The organism is Bacillus sp. MN7755 (genome assembly GCF_054771475.1).
In genome coordinates, this window is record NZ_BTRL01000012.1 from 387,626 (window position 1) to 403,443 (window position 15,818).

The 15,818-nt window shown below is 35.6% G+C and carries 17 protein-coding genes; 4 read left to right on the forward strand and 13 right to left on the reverse strand.

Going from position 1 to position 15,818, the window contains the following annotated elements; genetic code table 11:
* Positions 1-69: 69 nt before the first annotated feature.
* Entirely contained in the window at positions 70-2,133 is a 2,064-nt protein-coding gene (gene ptsG / locus ACYVEC_RS14095) for a PTS glucose transporter subunit IIABC (RefSeq protein WP_063223092.1), read from the reverse strand.
* A 339-nt stretch (positions 2,134-2,472) separates the two neighbouring features.
* Positions 2,473-3,321, reverse strand: coding sequence for a glucose PTS transporter transcription antiterminator GlcT (gene glcT, locus ACYVEC_RS14100; RefSeq protein WP_060632136.1), 849 nt, complete (start codon positions 3,319-3,321; stop codon positions 2,473-2,475).
* Between the two features lie 165 nt (positions 3,322-3,486).
* On the opposite strand from glcT, the gene ACYVEC_RS14105 reads away from it, so the two are divergent.
* On the forward strand, positions 3,487-4,293 hold the full coding sequence (locus ACYVEC_RS14105; protein ID WP_063223091.1) for a Cof-type HAD-IIB family hydrolase: 807 nt from the start codon (positions 3,487-3,489) through the stop codon (positions 4,291-4,293).
* Positions 4,294-4,363: 70 nt separating this feature from the next.
* On the opposite strand, the gene phnF is transcribed toward ACYVEC_RS14105, so the two are convergent.
* From phnF to scpA, 6 genes are all read right to left on the reverse strand, one after another.
* Positions 4,364-5,095: a phosphonate metabolism transcriptional regulator PhnF gene (gene phnF / locus ACYVEC_RS14110; RefSeq protein ID WP_002194085.1), complete on the reverse strand. Its 732-nt coding sequence runs from the start codon at positions 5,093-5,095 to the stop codon at positions 4,364-4,366.
* On the reverse strand, positions 5,025-5,813 hold the full coding sequence (nagB, locus tag ACYVEC_RS14115) for a glucosamine-6-phosphate deaminase (protein ID WP_063223090.1): 789 nt from the start codon (positions 5,811-5,813) through the stop codon (positions 5,025-5,027). The genes phnF and nagB overlap by 71 nt, the downstream gene beginning before the upstream one ends.
* A gap of 4 nt (positions 5,814-5,817) precedes the next feature.
* Positions 5,818-6,960, reverse strand: a complete 1,143-nt coding sequence (gene nagA, locus ACYVEC_RS14120; protein WP_460507086.1) for an N-acetylglucosamine-6-phosphate deacetylase — start codon at positions 6,958-6,960, stop codon at positions 5,818-5,820.
* 208 nt (positions 6,961-7,168) lie between these two features.
* The gene (locus ACYVEC_RS14125; RefSeq protein WP_063223089.1) at positions 7,169-8,071 is read right to left on the reverse strand and encodes a ComEC/Rec2 family competence protein; all 903 of its coding nucleotides are present in this window, start codon (positions 8,069-8,071) and stop codon (positions 7,169-7,171) included.
* Between the two features lie 78 nt (positions 8,072-8,149).
* A complete protein-coding gene (gene scpB, locus ACYVEC_RS14130) occupies positions 8,150-8,722 on the reverse strand; it encodes a segregation/condensation protein ScpB (protein WP_000376224.1) in 573 nt (190 codons plus the stop codon).
* A gap of 158 nt (positions 8,723-8,880) precedes the next feature.
* A complete protein-coding gene (scpA, locus tag ACYVEC_RS14135) occupies positions 8,881-9,624 on the reverse strand; it encodes a segregation/condensation protein A (RefSeq protein ID WP_060632140.1) in 744 nt (247 codons plus the stop codon).
* Positions 9,625-9,793: 169 nt separating this feature from the next.
* Here scpA and ACYVEC_RS14140 point away from each other — a divergent pair, with 169 nt between their 5' ends.
* The gene (locus ACYVEC_RS14140; protein ID WP_000510194.1) at positions 9,794-9,889 is read left to right on the forward strand and encodes a YjcZ family sporulation protein; all 96 of its coding nucleotides are present in this window, start codon (positions 9,794-9,796) and stop codon (positions 9,887-9,889) included.
* A gap of 98 nt (positions 9,890-9,987) precedes the next feature.
* A complete protein-coding gene (locus ACYVEC_RS14145) occupies positions 9,988-10,506 on the forward strand; it encodes a DUF309 domain-containing protein (protein WP_063223087.1) in 519 nt (172 codons plus the stop codon).
* 20 nt (positions 10,507-10,526) lie between these two features.
* Here the strand turns inward: ACYVEC_RS14145 and ribT are convergent, their stop codons facing one another.
* Both ribT and ACYVEC_RS14155 read right to left on the reverse strand, forming a co-directional pair.
* Complete coding sequence (gene ribT / locus ACYVEC_RS14150) at positions 10,527-10,895, reverse strand: GNAT family N-acetyltransferase RibT (RefSeq protein WP_060632142.1); 369 nt, start codon at positions 10,893-10,895, stop codon at positions 10,527-10,529.
* A gap of 470 nt (positions 10,896-11,365) precedes the next feature.
* The gene (locus ACYVEC_RS14155) at positions 11,366-11,803 is read right to left on the reverse strand and encodes a peptidylprolyl isomerase (protein WP_060632143.1); all 438 of its coding nucleotides are present in this window, start codon (positions 11,801-11,803) and stop codon (positions 11,366-11,368) included.
* Between the two features lie 187 nt (positions 11,804-11,990).
* Here ACYVEC_RS14155 and ACYVEC_RS14160 point away from each other — a divergent pair, with 187 nt between their 5' ends.
* Positions 11,991-12,857, forward strand: a complete 867-nt coding sequence (locus ACYVEC_RS14160) for a DUF1002 domain-containing protein (protein WP_060632144.1) — start codon at positions 11,991-11,993, stop codon at positions 12,855-12,857.
* Between the two features lie 32 nt (positions 12,858-12,889).
* Here ACYVEC_RS14160 and ACYVEC_RS14165 read toward each other — a convergent pair whose 3' ends face one another.
* The 3 genes from ACYVEC_RS14165 to spoVAEA all read right to left on the reverse strand — a co-directional run bounded on the left by ACYVEC_RS14165 (position 12,890) and on the right by spoVAEA (position 15,816).
* Positions 12,890-13,693 (reverse strand): Cof-type HAD-IIB family hydrolase, encoded by an 804-nt coding sequence (locus tag ACYVEC_RS14165; protein ID WP_199677477.1) that lies wholly within the window; start codon positions 13,691-13,693, stop codon positions 12,890-12,892.
* A 94-nt stretch (positions 13,694-13,787) separates the two neighbouring features.
* Positions 13,788-15,260, reverse strand: coding sequence for a spore germination protein SpoVAF (spoVAF, locus tag ACYVEC_RS14170; protein ID WP_063223085.1), 1,473 nt, complete (start codon positions 15,258-15,260; stop codon positions 13,788-13,790).
* Positions 15,247-15,816, reverse strand: a complete 570-nt coding sequence (gene spoVAEA, locus ACYVEC_RS14175) for a stage V sporulation protein SpoVABEA (RefSeq protein ID WP_063223084.1) — start codon at positions 15,814-15,816, stop codon at positions 15,247-15,249. The genes spoVAF and spoVAEA overlap by 14 nt, the downstream gene beginning before the upstream one ends.
* Positions 15,817-15,818: the final 2 nt, after the last annotated feature.

Here is a 15,818-nt window from a genome sequence, read left to right on the forward strand (position 1 = left end):
TGTATATAATAGGCGATGTTCGGTCAACCACATCGCCTATTATAATTATAAACATTTTGCGTCAAATTCCTACTGAATGTCAATAATTGCGTTTTCGCCCTTCTTAACATTTCCATCTTTTTTCAATTCGACTTGTTGCCCTTGTTGTAAATTTGTAAAGACAATTGGTGTAATGATAGATGGTGCATTTTCTTTTACAAATGCAAGATCTACTTTTAATAATGGTTGTCCTTGTTTCACTTTGTCGCCTTGTGCTACAAGTGCTTCAAAACCTTCACCATTTAATTTTACAGTATCAATACCAAAGTGGATTAAAATTTCTTTTCCGCCTTCAGATTGAATACCAATCGCATGCTTTGTAGGGAATACGTTGACGATTTCACCATTAACTGGAGAAACTACTGTTCCTTCTGTTGGCTCGATTGCAAATCCGTCTCCCATCATTTTTCCTGAGAATACTTGATCAGGTACTTCTGTAATCGATAAGATTTTCCCTTCAATTGGTGAAACGATTGTTTCGTTTGCATCAACTTGCTGAGGAGCTTCTTCTACTTTTACAGGCTCTTCTTTTTCAACATGAGGTGTACGACCTGACATAATATCATGAATTTGTGATTTTAATGTGTCAGATTTCGGTCCAAAAATAGCTTGAATGTTATTTCCAACTTCAAGTACACCAGCTGCTCCAAGCTCTTTTAAGCGATCTTTGTTTACATTCTTTTGTTCGTTAACTTGAACACGTAAACGAGTAATACAAGCGTCTAAAGAAGCAATGTTTTCTTTACCACCAAGTGCTACTAATACTTCACGAGGAAGTTCACCAGCTTCTGCTTTACCTGCACCGTCATTAGCATTTGCTACTTCACGACCAGGTGTTTTTAAATCCCATTTACGGATTGCAAAGCGGAATCCGAAGTAGTAAATAACTGCTAGCACAAGACCAACAATAATTACCCACCACCATGCTGTACGGCCTGGTAGTACACCGAATAACATAAAGTCAATTAAACCACCAGAGAATGTCATACCAATTTTAACACCTAAAATTTGCATTGTCATAAATGATAGACCAGCGAATACGGCGTGAATTCCGAATAGTACTGGTGCTACGAATAAGAATGAAAATTCAAGTGGCTCTGTAATACCTGTTAAGAAAGATGTTAATGCAGCAGAACCTAAAATACCAGCTGCTAATTTTTTATTTTCTGGACGTGCTTCATGATACATTGCTAAAGCTGCTGCTGGAAGACCGAACATCATAAACGGATACTTACCAGTTGTAAATGTACCTGCTGTTAATTCTACACCGTCTTTTAACTGTGCCATAAAGATTTTTTGGTCACCACGGATTAATTCACCAGCTGCATTTGTATACTGACCAAATTCGAACCAGAATGGTGAATAGAAAATGTGATGTAATCCAAATGGAATTAATGAACGTTCAATTAAACCGAATATGAATGCTGCTAATGTTCTATTCGCATCAATCATTTGATGTGAGAACGTATTTAAGCCACCTTGAATGTATGGCCAAACGAAGCACATGATAATACCTACTACTAAAGAGAATGTTGCAGTTGCGATCGGTACGAAACGCTTACCTGCGAAGAAACCTAAGTATGATGGTAATTCAATGTTGAAGTATTTATTATAGCAATATGCCGCTACTATACCGACGATAATACCACCAAACACTCCAGTTTGTAGTGTTGGAATTCCTAATACGTTTGCATATGCTGGATCTGTAAATCCAATTTTCACTGGATCTGCTCCAGAACTTGTTACTTTCACTAGCTTATCTACTTCTAAGAACACACTCATCGTTTTGTTCATAATTAAGTAACCGACGAATGCTGCTAAACCAGCTACTCCATCTCCACCAGCTAAACCAATTGCTACCCCAACTGCGAATAATAATGCAAGGTTAGCGAAAATAATATCACCAGATTGTTCCATAATTTTTGCTACCATTACGAACCAATCTGCTTTTAATGCAGGAATAACATTTGTTAACTGTGGATTTTGAAATGCATTACCAAATCCAAGTAAAATACCTGCTGCCGGTAAAATCGCAACTGGAAGCATTAACGCTTTTCCGACTTTTTGAAGAACACCAAAGATCTTCTTAAACATGGAAACCCTTCCTCTCTTATCTATATTGATACCTTCCGACAAACGCCAAAAAGACATGAGGAAAAAAAGATAGAACGATAGCTATACAAAGGGTAGTATATCCCTTTCTCTAGCTTACATTCCTTACTTTTCTCCACTCATGCCTGATCGAATCAGTAACACGTGTCAAAAATAGGTTTACGTATAAGTTCACTATAATTAAGGCAAACGTTTTCGTTATTTACCTTAATGTGTTTGTCGAAATTTGTATAACTTTGCAATAGTTATTATACATAACTATTGTAAGCGATTCAATGATTTTTTTTAACGTTTTCATTTTAGACAAAAATATATGTCTTTTTACACATGCTCTGCTTTCACTAAGCGCTGCAGGTGCATCGTTAAATATATGCTCTCTGCTTCATAAACAGGAAGTTGTAATTCTTTTTGCATGACCTTAACTAGCTTCCAAGCTAAATTATAGCAGACAGGATATTCCGCCTTTAATAACTCAGCAAAACTTTGCGATTCCTCTACTTTCTCCCCTTTTTTCACCCGTTCAATAGCATATTGCAAATGACGGATAAGGCGTAAATAGTGGATACTTTCTTGGTCTAATGTAATTTGTAAGTTTGTCTCAATTAAAGATACAAGCTGTGCAATGAGACGGGAGTTTTGATTAACTGAAGATAGATCTGAATTTGTAAGTGAACTGTAAATATGGAGTGCAATAAAACCAACTTCTCCCTCTGGCAATGTAATTTGCAAACGAGAATTTAAAAGATCTACGACACCTTCAGCAATTTCATATTCTTCTGGATAGAGCATTTTCGTTTCAACTAAAAAAGGATTATCAATTGTAAGTCCTTGTTTTAATCGCTTAATTGCAAAAGAAATATGATCTGTTAAAGCGATATGAATATGTTCATTCAATGGTGATTTTGCTTTTTCTTGAATATAGAACATAATATCATTCATTAATTCAATTAATTTTTCGCTCACATGCGGCACTAACAGTTTGTATTGTTCACGATCACGTTCATTTTTTAAAACAAACATTTTTTCAATTTGTTCTTGCTCCAATACATCTTTCGCTTTCTTTCCAAATCCAATCCCTTTACCAATCACTACTACTTCCTCGTGTTCAGGATGGCTAGCAATGATGACATTATTATTTAAAACTTTTTTAATTTCTAGATAATTACTCATATAACACCACCCTCGTACTTAAATAGCCTGCTTTTATGTTACAGAACATTCTTATTTGTCGTCAATGTAAAACATCTACCATTTCATAAAAATTCATTTTTTAGACATGTTTATATATGATGCGTATAATGTAAGAGCAACTGTACATAGAAAGGAGATAACAATATGATTAAAATGTTTGTAAGTGATATCGATGGTACAATGATGCAACACGGAGGTCTCATTGATGAGCAGGATGTTGCGGCACTGCGCAGTCTTGCTGAGCAAAATGTTATTCTTTGTTTCGCCTCTGGACGACTTGATAATGAAATCGCAGACTTAATGAAAGCTGTAACTACAAATTTCCATCGTATTAGTGTTAATGGTGTTTTCGTATATACAGATGAAAATAAGCAACTCTTATCTGCAACTTTTGATTCCAGCATTCTTCCTGAATTGTTAGATATGACGAATGAAGAGCCTTATTTTCGTTATGTAAGTGATGAACATAATTACTATATTGAAGAAAAAACACCTTTTATTCACGAACTGGAACAACAAGTAACAATGACTTCTGTTGAAGAACCAAATTTATTACAGAAAATAGATGATACAATTTTTCCAAATAAAATCTCTGTCGGTGGAACAAAGGAGAGCTTACAACTCCTTCAGAAAAAAATTGATGAAAAGTTCCACGGAAAAGTTAGTACTTTCATTTCAGCAGAACAATGTTTAGATGTAATGCCACCGAATATTAGTAAAGGTTCTGCTATTTCTGTTTTATTAAAAGAGTTTCAAATACAACCAGAGGAAATTGCTTGCATAGGGGATTCTTATAATGATATTCCAATGTTTTCTTTAACTCCTCACAGTTTTGCTATGTCGCAAGCAGATGACGCAGTAAAAGAACACGCTCATTATGTAGTAAATACGGTTAAAGATGCTGTTAACCACGTAATTGCTCATAATAAAAATACGACTCACTCCTTTTAAGGATGAGTCGTATTTTTTCTTTACATGTTAAACAATTTGACATTTACTGTACTTCACAAACTGAAATATATTATTTGTTACGTGCGATGTTTGTAATAAACTTATAACGATCCCCGCGATAAATACATTTCACATACTCTAACGGTACTTCCCCTTCTGAATATGACCATTGACGCATTACAAGCACTGGCGCCTTTTTAGGAATATGCAGATGTTCAGCTTCATTATCCGTTGCAATTGAAGCTTCAATTGATTGAGTAGCGCTAACAAGTTTAAAGCCCAGTTTTTTCTCTAAATGTTCATATAAAGATTGTTGCAATATTTCTTCGTTAATATCTTTTACAAGAGCTGGCGACAAATATGTCGTCTCAAAAGCAATCGGTTCATCATCAGCTAAGCGAATACGCCTCACTTCATAAACCGACTCTCCCTCCTGTATTCTCAACCGGTCTGCTATTTTCGCAGTAGCTGGAACTAGGCGGAAACTAAGTAATTGACTACTTGGGTTCATCCCACGAGAAATCATATCTTCTGTGAATCCCGTCATTCCTTGCAATTTTTGTTCCACTTTCGGAAGTTGGACAAACGTACCGATTCCACGCTTTCGATATAAATAACCTTGTTCCACTAAATTATTAATCGCCTGTCTGATTGTCATACGACTCACTTCGAACTTATCGCAAAGTTCATTCTCAGATGGGATTTTATCTCCCGGCTTCCATTCGCCGTCCTCAATTAGCTGTTTCACCCACTCTTGAATCTGATAATAGATCGGAAATGGTGAATACTTGTCGATGTTCATCAGCAATCGCCTCACTGCATAAAGATAGAGCTTCTTGATCAGCAATTACGGTTACATTCGGATGACGTTGTAAAACTGTAGCAGGACACGCTTCACTATACTCACCTTGCAATAATTCTTTAAGAGCTTCTGCCTTTTTAGAACCCATAGCAACAAGTAGAACTTGTTTCGCTTTCATAATGCTTCCAATTCCCATTGTAATCGCATGAGTTGGCACATCTTCTTCTTTTTCGAAGAAGCGAAGGTTTGCTTGGCGTGTAGATTCTGTTAATTCAACAATGTTTGTTGGAGAATTAAACGGTGTTCCTGGCTCGTTAAATCCGATGTGACCGTTTTCACCGATTCCAAGAATCTGTAGGTCAACTGGGTTAGCAGCTAGAATGCCCTCGTAACGTTTGCACTCTTCCTCTAAATCACTTGCCATCCCGTTTGGTACATAAGTTTGTTTAAATGGAAGATGATCAAACAACTGTTCTTGCATGAAATAGTGATAGCTGTTTTTATCTTCATGTGGTAAATTTACGTACTCATCTAAGTTTACAGTGGTTACACGGCTTGTATCAAGTTTATTTTTTCGCATTTCTGCATAAATACCTAATGGAGAGCTTCCTGTAGCCATTCCTAACACTGGATTTTCTTTTGTTTTTACAACTTCTTCAATTAATTTATAACCTGCTTCTGCTAGTTCTTCTGGAGTTTTTACAACAAGAATATTCATTTAATTACTTCCCTTCCTTCATATGAATTCCTAAACGAACCGTATCATATACATGTAAATCTTCATTCATCACAACAAAGTCTGCATCTTTTCCTACCGCTAATGCACCTTTATTATTTAATCCAAACTCTTCTGCTTGGTTCACTGATGTCATTAATACTGCATCTTCGATTGAACAACCTGTAAATTCAATTACATTTCGGAAAGCTTGATCCATTTTTAGAATACTACCAGCTAATGTTCCATCTTCTAATCGAGCACTACCATCTTTTACATGTACTGGCTGTCCGCCAAGCTCATATAATCCATTTTCAAGACCTTTTGCACGCATTGCGTCAGTAATAACACTTACTTTTTTCGGTCCTTTTAATTTATATGCTAATTTCACCATATCGGGGTGAATGTGAATACCATCTGTAATTACCTCAACCATTACATCTGGATTTAATAACACATGACCCACAACTCCTGGTTCACGGTGATGTAATCCACGCATTTGATTGTATAAATGCGTTGCATGTGTAATGTTTCTATTTTTTAGTTGCGCATCAATTGCATCGGTATGTCCCATTGTGCCAACAACACCAGTTTCAGCAAGATACTGCTCAAACTCTAATGCACCTTCTTCTTCAGGTGCATATGTTACTAATTTAATTAAATTTCCGCTTGCTTCCTGCCATTGTTTAAATTGTTCAATATTCGCAGGAACAATATGTTCAAGTGGTTGTGCACCTGCACGTTTTTTTGAAACATACGGTCCTTCTAAGTGAATGTATTCGAAATGTGCTCCTTTTTCTTTCGCTTCCTTCGCAGCATGTAGTGCTGCTTCGATTGCTTCTGGAGCTTGTGTCATTGTTGTTGGGAAGTAAGTTGTAACTCCTTCTTTTAACATTTCTTTACCTAGAGTTACTAACCCATCGCTATTTGCATCCATCGCATCAATATCGTATCCACCATGAATATGAACATCAATCATACCTGGAATCACAATTTTCCCTGCCGCATCTAAAACCGCTTCATTTTCTTGTGATACATATAGAGCCATCAAACCAATTTCTTTAATTGTTTCTGCGTAACGAATAAATCCGTTTTCCACTACTTCTTGACCTGTATAAATTTTGGCATTGATGACAACTTGCGTTTTCATTTTCATCGATCCTTTCCCATGAAATACCTACTTGTTATTATTACCTTATTCGCCTAATTCCATCTTAATATATGCACGAGTAGTTGTCTATACATTCGAATGAAATTTCCTCTTTGTTTAACAAAAAGGAAGCTTAGTACGTCTCTCGCAATTATAATATATGTTATTCATTTTTTCCAAAAAGGAACAATATCATCTATCGTATGAATCACTTCAGTAATGGCATTAATCCGCTAGATTCTATTGTAATATGTTCGCCATCTGTTTCCATTTCTACTGTACGTCTATTTGTTCCATACATCATTATACCATGTCGTTTTAATCGTCTCACTACACTTTGATGCGGATGTCCATACGGATTTCTGCTCCCATATGAAAGAATCGCGAACTGTGGTTCTACCTTCTTTATAAACCTTTCACTTGTTGAAGTATATGAGCCATGATGTCCCACCTTTAACACATCTGCATGTACATCAAATTGCTTTAATATTTCATTTTCCGTCCGCACATCAGCATCACCCATTAGTAAAAAATCTGCCTTACCATACCGAATCTTTAATACAATTGAAGATTCATTATTTTCATCTTTGGACTTCCCGTTGTTTAATACTTGTATGGAAACATGCGGATCTAGCGGTATGTGTTGGCCCTCTTTTACTGAAATGAAAGGGATTCCCCTTTTCTTTATATTAGTTCGATACGTATGATAAGTAAGAGAACTATATGTTTTTCCACTATCTAATATAAGTGATACCGGCATTTGCTCTACAATCGGAATGAGCCCTCCAATGTGATCCATATCAGGATGAGTACTGACGATAGCATCTAAATGATTAATTCCTTTTTCAATTAGTTTTTGGATGATAACCTCACCAGCTTCATAAGGTCCTCCATCAATTAACATCGTTTGTCCATTTGGCAATGTAATAAGTGTTGCATCACCTTGTCCAACTTTTAAGAAACTCACTTTCATTTTACCAAAATGTTGCCGTTGCATATGTAAAGGAGACGCGGTATGAATAGACATCATATACCTTTTGGCCGATGCACTATTTAAGGAAAAGCATAACAAAACAGAAATTAATAATAAAATACTTCGCATACTTCTCATAACTCGTCTCCTTTTTTCAATTAGTATGGCACGGTATATAATTGATATACAAAAAAAGCTTAGCAAAATGCTAAGCTTTTATTTCGATATCTCTTGTAAAGAACCGAAGAATAAATCCGCTTCATTCATTTGTTCGTTCTCTTCAGAAAGCGGAGGTAAATCATCTAATGTTTTCAATCCAAACGTATCCAAAAATTCTTTCGTCGTTCCATATAAAATAGGACGCCCTGGCCCTTCTGCTCTTCCCATTTCTTTTATAAGTAAGTGTGAAACTAACGTTTGTAACGCTTTATCGGTTTTTACTCCTCTAATCTCTTCCATTTCAGTTCTCGTGATTGGTTGACGATATGCAACAATCGCTAACGTTTCTAGAGCGGCCTGAGAGAGTGAAGCAGCTGTTGGGATATCTATTAGTTTTTGATAGTACGACGCATGTTCTTTCTTTGTAGCAAAACGATATACTTTTGCATACTGTACAATTTGCAAACCGCGGTGTGCACCTTCACATTCTTTTTGCATTTCTTCTAAAATATCGATTACTTCATTTCCTTCAATTTCAAGGACTTTCGCTATTTGTTCTGGGTAAATCCCTTCATCACCAGAAACAAATAAAAGCCCTTCAATGATTGATTTCTGTTCTGTTCTATCCATTTTACGAGCTCCTTCCTCCTATTTTCTCTATAAAAATACACATCAAAAAACCGAATCACAATTAATGCGTTCGGTTCAATATTTTTTCTCTTGTTCCAAACGATACATTCAAACCTAGCATGAGGTATAATATTTCTATCTCATTTTCCATACTAACTCTATGCAGATTTAGTAGAGCTTGATACGAAAATTTCATCAAAATTATGTTCTTGTTCGATTATGATTTGTTGATTTTTCATAAGCTCAAGTACCGCTAAGAATGTTACAACCATTATTTCTCGTTCATCATCAACAAACAAATCATAAAAACTTTGACGACCACCTTGTATTTCTAACTGCTTTAAAATATCAGTCATGCGCTGTTCAATCGGTATTTCTTGACGAGTAATACGTGTTGTTACAGGTGTCTTTGCTTTTTTACGGCGCATTAATTTTTGAAATGCCGCTAGCATATCATATAACGTAACATCAAGAGGCAAGCTTGTCTCCTCTTCTTGTTGCAATGATGTAAAATCAATTGGCGGACGTGTATATAGCTGTGCTCTTTCTTGTTCTCTTTCTTTTAGCTCAGTAGCAACTTGCTTATATTTCTTATATTCAATTAACCTCTCCATCAATTCTTGACGAGGATCATCTATAAAGTCATCACCGTTATCAAGTACATCTTCCTCATGTTTGGGCAACAACATTTTACTTTTAATTTGTAATAACGTTGCAGCCATTACTAAATACTCACTTGCAACATCTAATTGTAGTTCTTTCATCGTATGAACATAAGATAAATATTGCTCTGTAATTTCCGCTACAGGAATATTATATATGTCAATTTCATAACGATGTATTAAATGTAACAATAAATCTAAAGGCCCTTCAAAAGCCTCTACTTTAAAATTATACTGCACAAAGCATCCCACCACATTTTTTCTATAACAACATAAGTATAGAGCATACTCATGTTCTATCCAACCTTTTTAAGAAATTTAATTAAAAATAGACCGATGCCTATGCCATCATGCCCACCACTTCATATGATAACAGTGTAGTAAGAACAATGTAGGAGGTCAAAAAACTATGGGTCACGTTGATTGCGGTTTTAGCGGTGGGTTCGCATTACTTGTTGTATTGTTTATTTTACTAATTATTGTAGGGGCAGCTTGCTTCTGCTAATATGAACAATAAACGGCTAGGGAAAATTCCCTAGTCGTTTATTGTTCATATTTCTATGATACACTTGTATTTATAACCGTTAAACAGGGGTGAAGAAAATGTATCCTACCGAATACATACAATTTTTAATTCATTTTCATGGAGATTATGATTATTTTGAATGCCACGAAATACTGGAAGAATATTGGAAAACAAAACCGAGAGGAAATCGTGATAATTATTTAGTCGGTCTTATTCAAATTGCAGTTTCTTTATACCATCAAAGACGCTTTAACTGGAATGGCGCAGAGAAGATGATGAAAAGCGCCATAACGATTTTAGAAAAAAACAGTGCACCTTTACTACGTTTAGGAATAAATCAGACACAACTTCTATTCTTACTCGAGGATAGATTACAATCTATACAGAGAGAAGAAGATTTTACACCGTTATTTTTACCATTATCAGATACAGCATTAGAAAATTACTGCATAGAATTATGCCAGAAACAAAACCTCCCTTGGAAAGACGTAAATGCTACTTCTAATGAATATATAATACATAAACACACATTACGTGATCGAACAGAAGTCATCGCTGAACGAAACGAACAATTACAAAAAAGAAAGCAGAGATAATAAACTACTTATCTCTGCTTTCACGAATGTATATTTTGTTCAAGCCCTTTACACTTTTTGCAAAAACTTGCTGTTTGCTCATTTCCGCAAATTGTAAACTCAAGAAATTTACTCTTTAACTCTTGAACCATCTTCGTCCCAATACCCATATGACGGTGAGACGGGTTCACACTCAAATGCTGAATTTCCAAAACTTGATTCTCTTTTTTTACAATCCCCATTATCCCAACAAAATCTTCATTTTGTTTCCACAAATACAATTGCCAATCATCTTTTGCTTCATACTCTTTCATAGTCAATTGTAATGTTTTCACATCTTTTTCAGTTGGCATAAACGAAAGAAGCCCCATTGCAATCTTTTCATAACTTTTTTTAAAACGAATTAACATAACCCTTATCCCTTCTTACAAAAGTTACAAACTATTAATCCCCTCAACCACTCTTTTCATATCACATTCATTTTACAATATTTTCAACAGAGTGAGAAGGGCTTAAAACAACTTGATAATCATACAAAGCGAAAAGAAGAAAGTCAAATATATGTTTCAGTACTATTTTTTCTAAGTAGATAAAAGAAGAAATGCTGTTATATGAAAGTTAAAAGAAACATCCACTGCTCATTATCACTTCAATATTCATCACCTTAGAGCAAATGAATTCTAGCAAAATTAATTTAATAAAAAATATTTATTGAAACACGTAACCTAATGTATTCTATGTAATTTGTTAAAATTTTGTTCTCATAAGCGACATATTTTCACCACAATTACAATACTACTTGTATCATGTACTGTAAACGGAATACCCATTCCTATTAAAAAAACAAAAAAGAGAGCAATTGCTCTCTTTTCTCATTAACTTATTCTTCCCAAACTTTAACTTCTTTCATTACATCACCTTGACGCATGTTTAATACTGTTTCAATACCGCTTGTTGCTTTACCGAACACAGTATGCACACCATCTAAATGTGGCTGTGGCTCATGAACGATAAAGAATTGGCTACCGCCTGTGTTACGGCCAGCATGAGCCATAGAAAGTGATCCTACAAGGTGTCTATGAGGATTTCCATCAGTTTCACATGCGATAGAGTAACCTGGGCCACCTGCACCTGTTCCTGTTGGGTCTCCACCTTGGCTTACGAAGCCAGGAATAACACGGTGGAATGACACACCATCATAAAATCCTTGCTCTGCTAATTTTTTAAAGTTTTCTACTGTTTTCGGTGCTTCTTCTGGGAAAAATTCCAAGTCGATTTTTTCACCGTTTTCCATTAATATGTATCCTAAAGTTTTCATACGTATATGTCTCCTTTCAACTATCTCAGCACTATATTACCACATTCATGACTAGAAACAAAAAGAATCCGACAATCTACATACTTCTTTTTTGAAATGTGGAAAAAGCTAGGTGACAAATAAAAAAAATATACTATAATAACTGTGTTGCCCGAAAATTTTAGAAAGAGAAAGGGAGCGATTTTTCGTGAAAACGAAATTACTAGCTCTGCTATTAGCTGTAACGGTATTTATGATGCCAACAGCTTCGTTTGCAGACATCATCGAGGGAGAATCAATTGTTACACTAGGAGAGAACTTATCCGAACAGCAAAAGCAAGATCTGTTAAAAGAAATGAAAGCACCGAAAGATGCTACGATCATTACTGTATCTAATGCGGAAGAACATAAATTTCTAGAAGGCATTGTTCCAAAAGCACAAATTGGCACGAGAGCAATTTCCTCTTCTATGATTACATACACAAAACCAGGATCTGGTCTTATTGTACGTTCAAAAAACATTAATTCGATAACAGATGCAATGTACACAAACGCACTTATTACAGCGGGTGTGAAAGATGCGGAGATTCAAATCACCGCACCATTTAAAGTTTCAGGAACTGCTGCTTTAACAGGTTTAATGAAGGCCTATGAAACAACATCGAACAAAGCAATTCCTGAAGAAGTAAAAAAAGTAGCTAATGAAGAAATGGTGCAAACAGCCCAGCTCGGCGATAAAATTGGTGAAGAAAAAGCAGTTCAACTTGTTGCAAAAATTAAAGAAGAGATTGCAAAAGAGCAGCCACAAACGACTGAAGATTTACGTTCATTAATTAAAAAAATTGCTGATCAACTTGGTATTACATTAACGGATGAACAGTTAGATAACTTAGTAGCGTTATTTGATAAGATGAAAAATCTTAATATCGATTGGAATCAAGTTGGCAGTCAGTTAAATAAAGCAAAAGAACACGTTTCTGCCTTTTTAGGATCTGAAGAAGGGCAAAGTTTCCTAGATAAAGTAAAAGATTTCTTCTCAAGTATCATTGATTTTGTTAAATCGTTATTCAAGTAAAAAAGAAGCTCGTCACTGACGAGCTTCTTTTTTTATACAAGTAACGGCAATTTCATAATAGCTTCTTCTACCGACCGAACAACATGATTCGCCTTCTCCTTCACATATGGATGAGCATGATGAAGAGTAAATGAATGCGGGGTTACTTCAAACATAGAAATATCATTGAAAGAATCTCCAATACATGCGACTTCATTTGCTTCAATTTGCAAATGTTCCATTAGTCGCCTTAAAGCACTCCCTTTACTTACTCCCCTTGGCATAATGTCAACATAGCGTTTACCAGACATAAAAACTTCTGCTTCGCTCTGAAATGTATCTCGTAACTCTTGATTTAACGCTACAACCGTCTCTTCTTCCCCAAAAACAAACAATTTCGCAGGATGTACAGTCTTACCAAATTCCTCTTCTAATGCTTCTATCTCAGCAATATGTACGCCCATATACGTTTCAAAAGTATGATGATGTTCATTCTTTCTTTTTGTATACCGTTGCTCATTTGCACAAACAATATCTGCTAGTCCCTTTTTATGGATATATCGATATATTTCCTGGGCAATCCCATCTTCAAAGCTTGATTCATGAAATATTTTTCCATCCGGCAGTAACATCGTCGCTCCATTTAAACTAGTTGTGTAATACGGGAATGCAAACCTATTTACGACTTCATCAATTCGATGAGTAAAGCGGCCAGAGGCAAAACAAATCTTTGTCCCTTTTTCAGCTAACCAACAAAGTGCACGTTCATCTTCTTTTTGCATATGATTCACATCGTAAACGAGCGTGTCATCTAAATCACTTACAAATAATTTAATCATGTCCTCTTCCCCTTCCATACACAATATCTACTCTAAGTGTACACAAAAAATGTTTGATTTTTGTTAAAAAACAATAAATTTTCGATAAAAAAATAAGCAGGATTAATCCTGCTTATTTTTGCCTTCTTACATTTTGAGGTCTTACAATACTTGGGCGCACTTTTAAACTAGACATCGTTGGACGGAGTAGAATTTTTGTTAATGCCCCCCAATCAAATGGTAAAAACGGCCATAAATACGGTGTTTGCAGACTTTTTATAGACGTTAAAAATAAAATCAATATCGTCATTCCGACTACGAATCCCATTTCATGAAATATACCTGTCAAAATAATGACGAATAGCTTTCCGACTTTATTCCCAAGCCCTAGTTCATAACTCGGTGTTGCATATGCTCCAATCATAGAAACTGCTACGTATAAAATTACTTCTGGTACAAACAAACCTACATCAATTGCAATTTGACCAATTAATATGGCAGAAATTAATCCTGCTGCAGATGATAATGATGTCGGTGTATGAATGGCAGCCATCCTTAAAAATTCAAGTCCAATTTCAGCCATCAAAATTTGTAATAAAATTGGTAAGTGCGTCATCTTGTTTGGTCCAATGAAAGCAAGACTTTCTGGTAAAAGAGTTGGATCAAATACAAAAACTAACCAAAATGGTAATAAGAACAGCGAAAATATAACACCTAAAAAACGTACCCAACGTAAAAATGTACCTACAGCTGGATTTTGTCTAAACTCTTCTGCATGCTGTAAATGATGAAAATATGTTGTTGGAGTAATCATAGCACTCGGTGATGTATCAACAAGTACTAGCACGTGTCCTTCTAGTAGATGATTTGCCGCTACATCTGGTCTTTCTGTGTATCGAATAAGCGGGAAGGGATTATAGCCTTGTTTAACTACAAATTCCTCTATCGTTTTATCCGCCATCGTAATCCCGTCTACTTCAATGTTATTTAATTCTTGTTTTATAATCTTAACTAAATCCGGATTTGCAACATCTTGTACATATGTAATACAAATATCCGTTTGTGATCGATCTCCTACTCGAATCATTTCATTTCGAAGACGTGGGTCACGTATCCTTCTACGAATTAATGCTGTATTTACAACGATATTTTCAACAAATCCATCCCTTGCACCACGTACTACCTTTTCTGTATCTGGTTCTGTTGGTGTTCGTCCTGGATAACTACGAACATCTATCGCAAAAGCTTCCGTTTCTCCTTCCACAAATATAATAATGAGTCCTGATAATACTTGAAGCATTACCTCATCCATCGTTTTCACTTTACTTACTTGTTGATGAATTAAACGATTCTCTAAAAGCTTCACTGTATCTTCTTCTACATCTCTTATTTCATTCGTATCCACCGCTTCTTCTAAAATAGGGATAATATAATTTGTATCACAAAGTCCGTTTACAAATAACACACCAATTTCTTTATTTAAAATTTGAAATTTACGAATACCAACATCGTATGTAATACCCAGTCCAGCTGTTTGCTTTAAGTAATTTTCATTATCACTTATGAAAGATGAAATAGGGATTTCTACCTTTTTAGGCTTCGTCATAAAAACCACTCCTTTCCAAAATTAATTGAATCGCTTTTCTAGTAATAGGTGACCCTCTCTCCCATTCATCATTTCCACACATCTTACCAATGTCACCGACACCAACAATGACAGGAACATTCAAGTCATCCAAACAATAAATTGTATCTCCACTAATTCTGCCAACTTCACCATCTGGAAGTCCAAATTTGTCAACGCCGTATTCGGTTAAATTCCCATTTCGATCTACACTTACATCTACACGTGCCCATTCCCAATGATGTGTATTAGACGCTACTGCCAAAATCCCCAGTACATCAATTTGTTTATGCGTGGCTACATATTTTAAAGCTTTTTCACCAGATCCTTCTCCAATAAATCCGCTGTCATCAAACATGACAAATACAGGGTCATATGGCGTTTGCATAATAAGCTCAACAACTTTCTTCCCTGTCAATTTGGTTGGATTACTTTGTGATGCTGAAATACACCTTCCCCCAAATTCCTTCGTTAAAAGCTCAATTGTTCGCTTTGCATATTCATCTCCATCTGTGACCAAAACAACCCTTCGTCTCATTT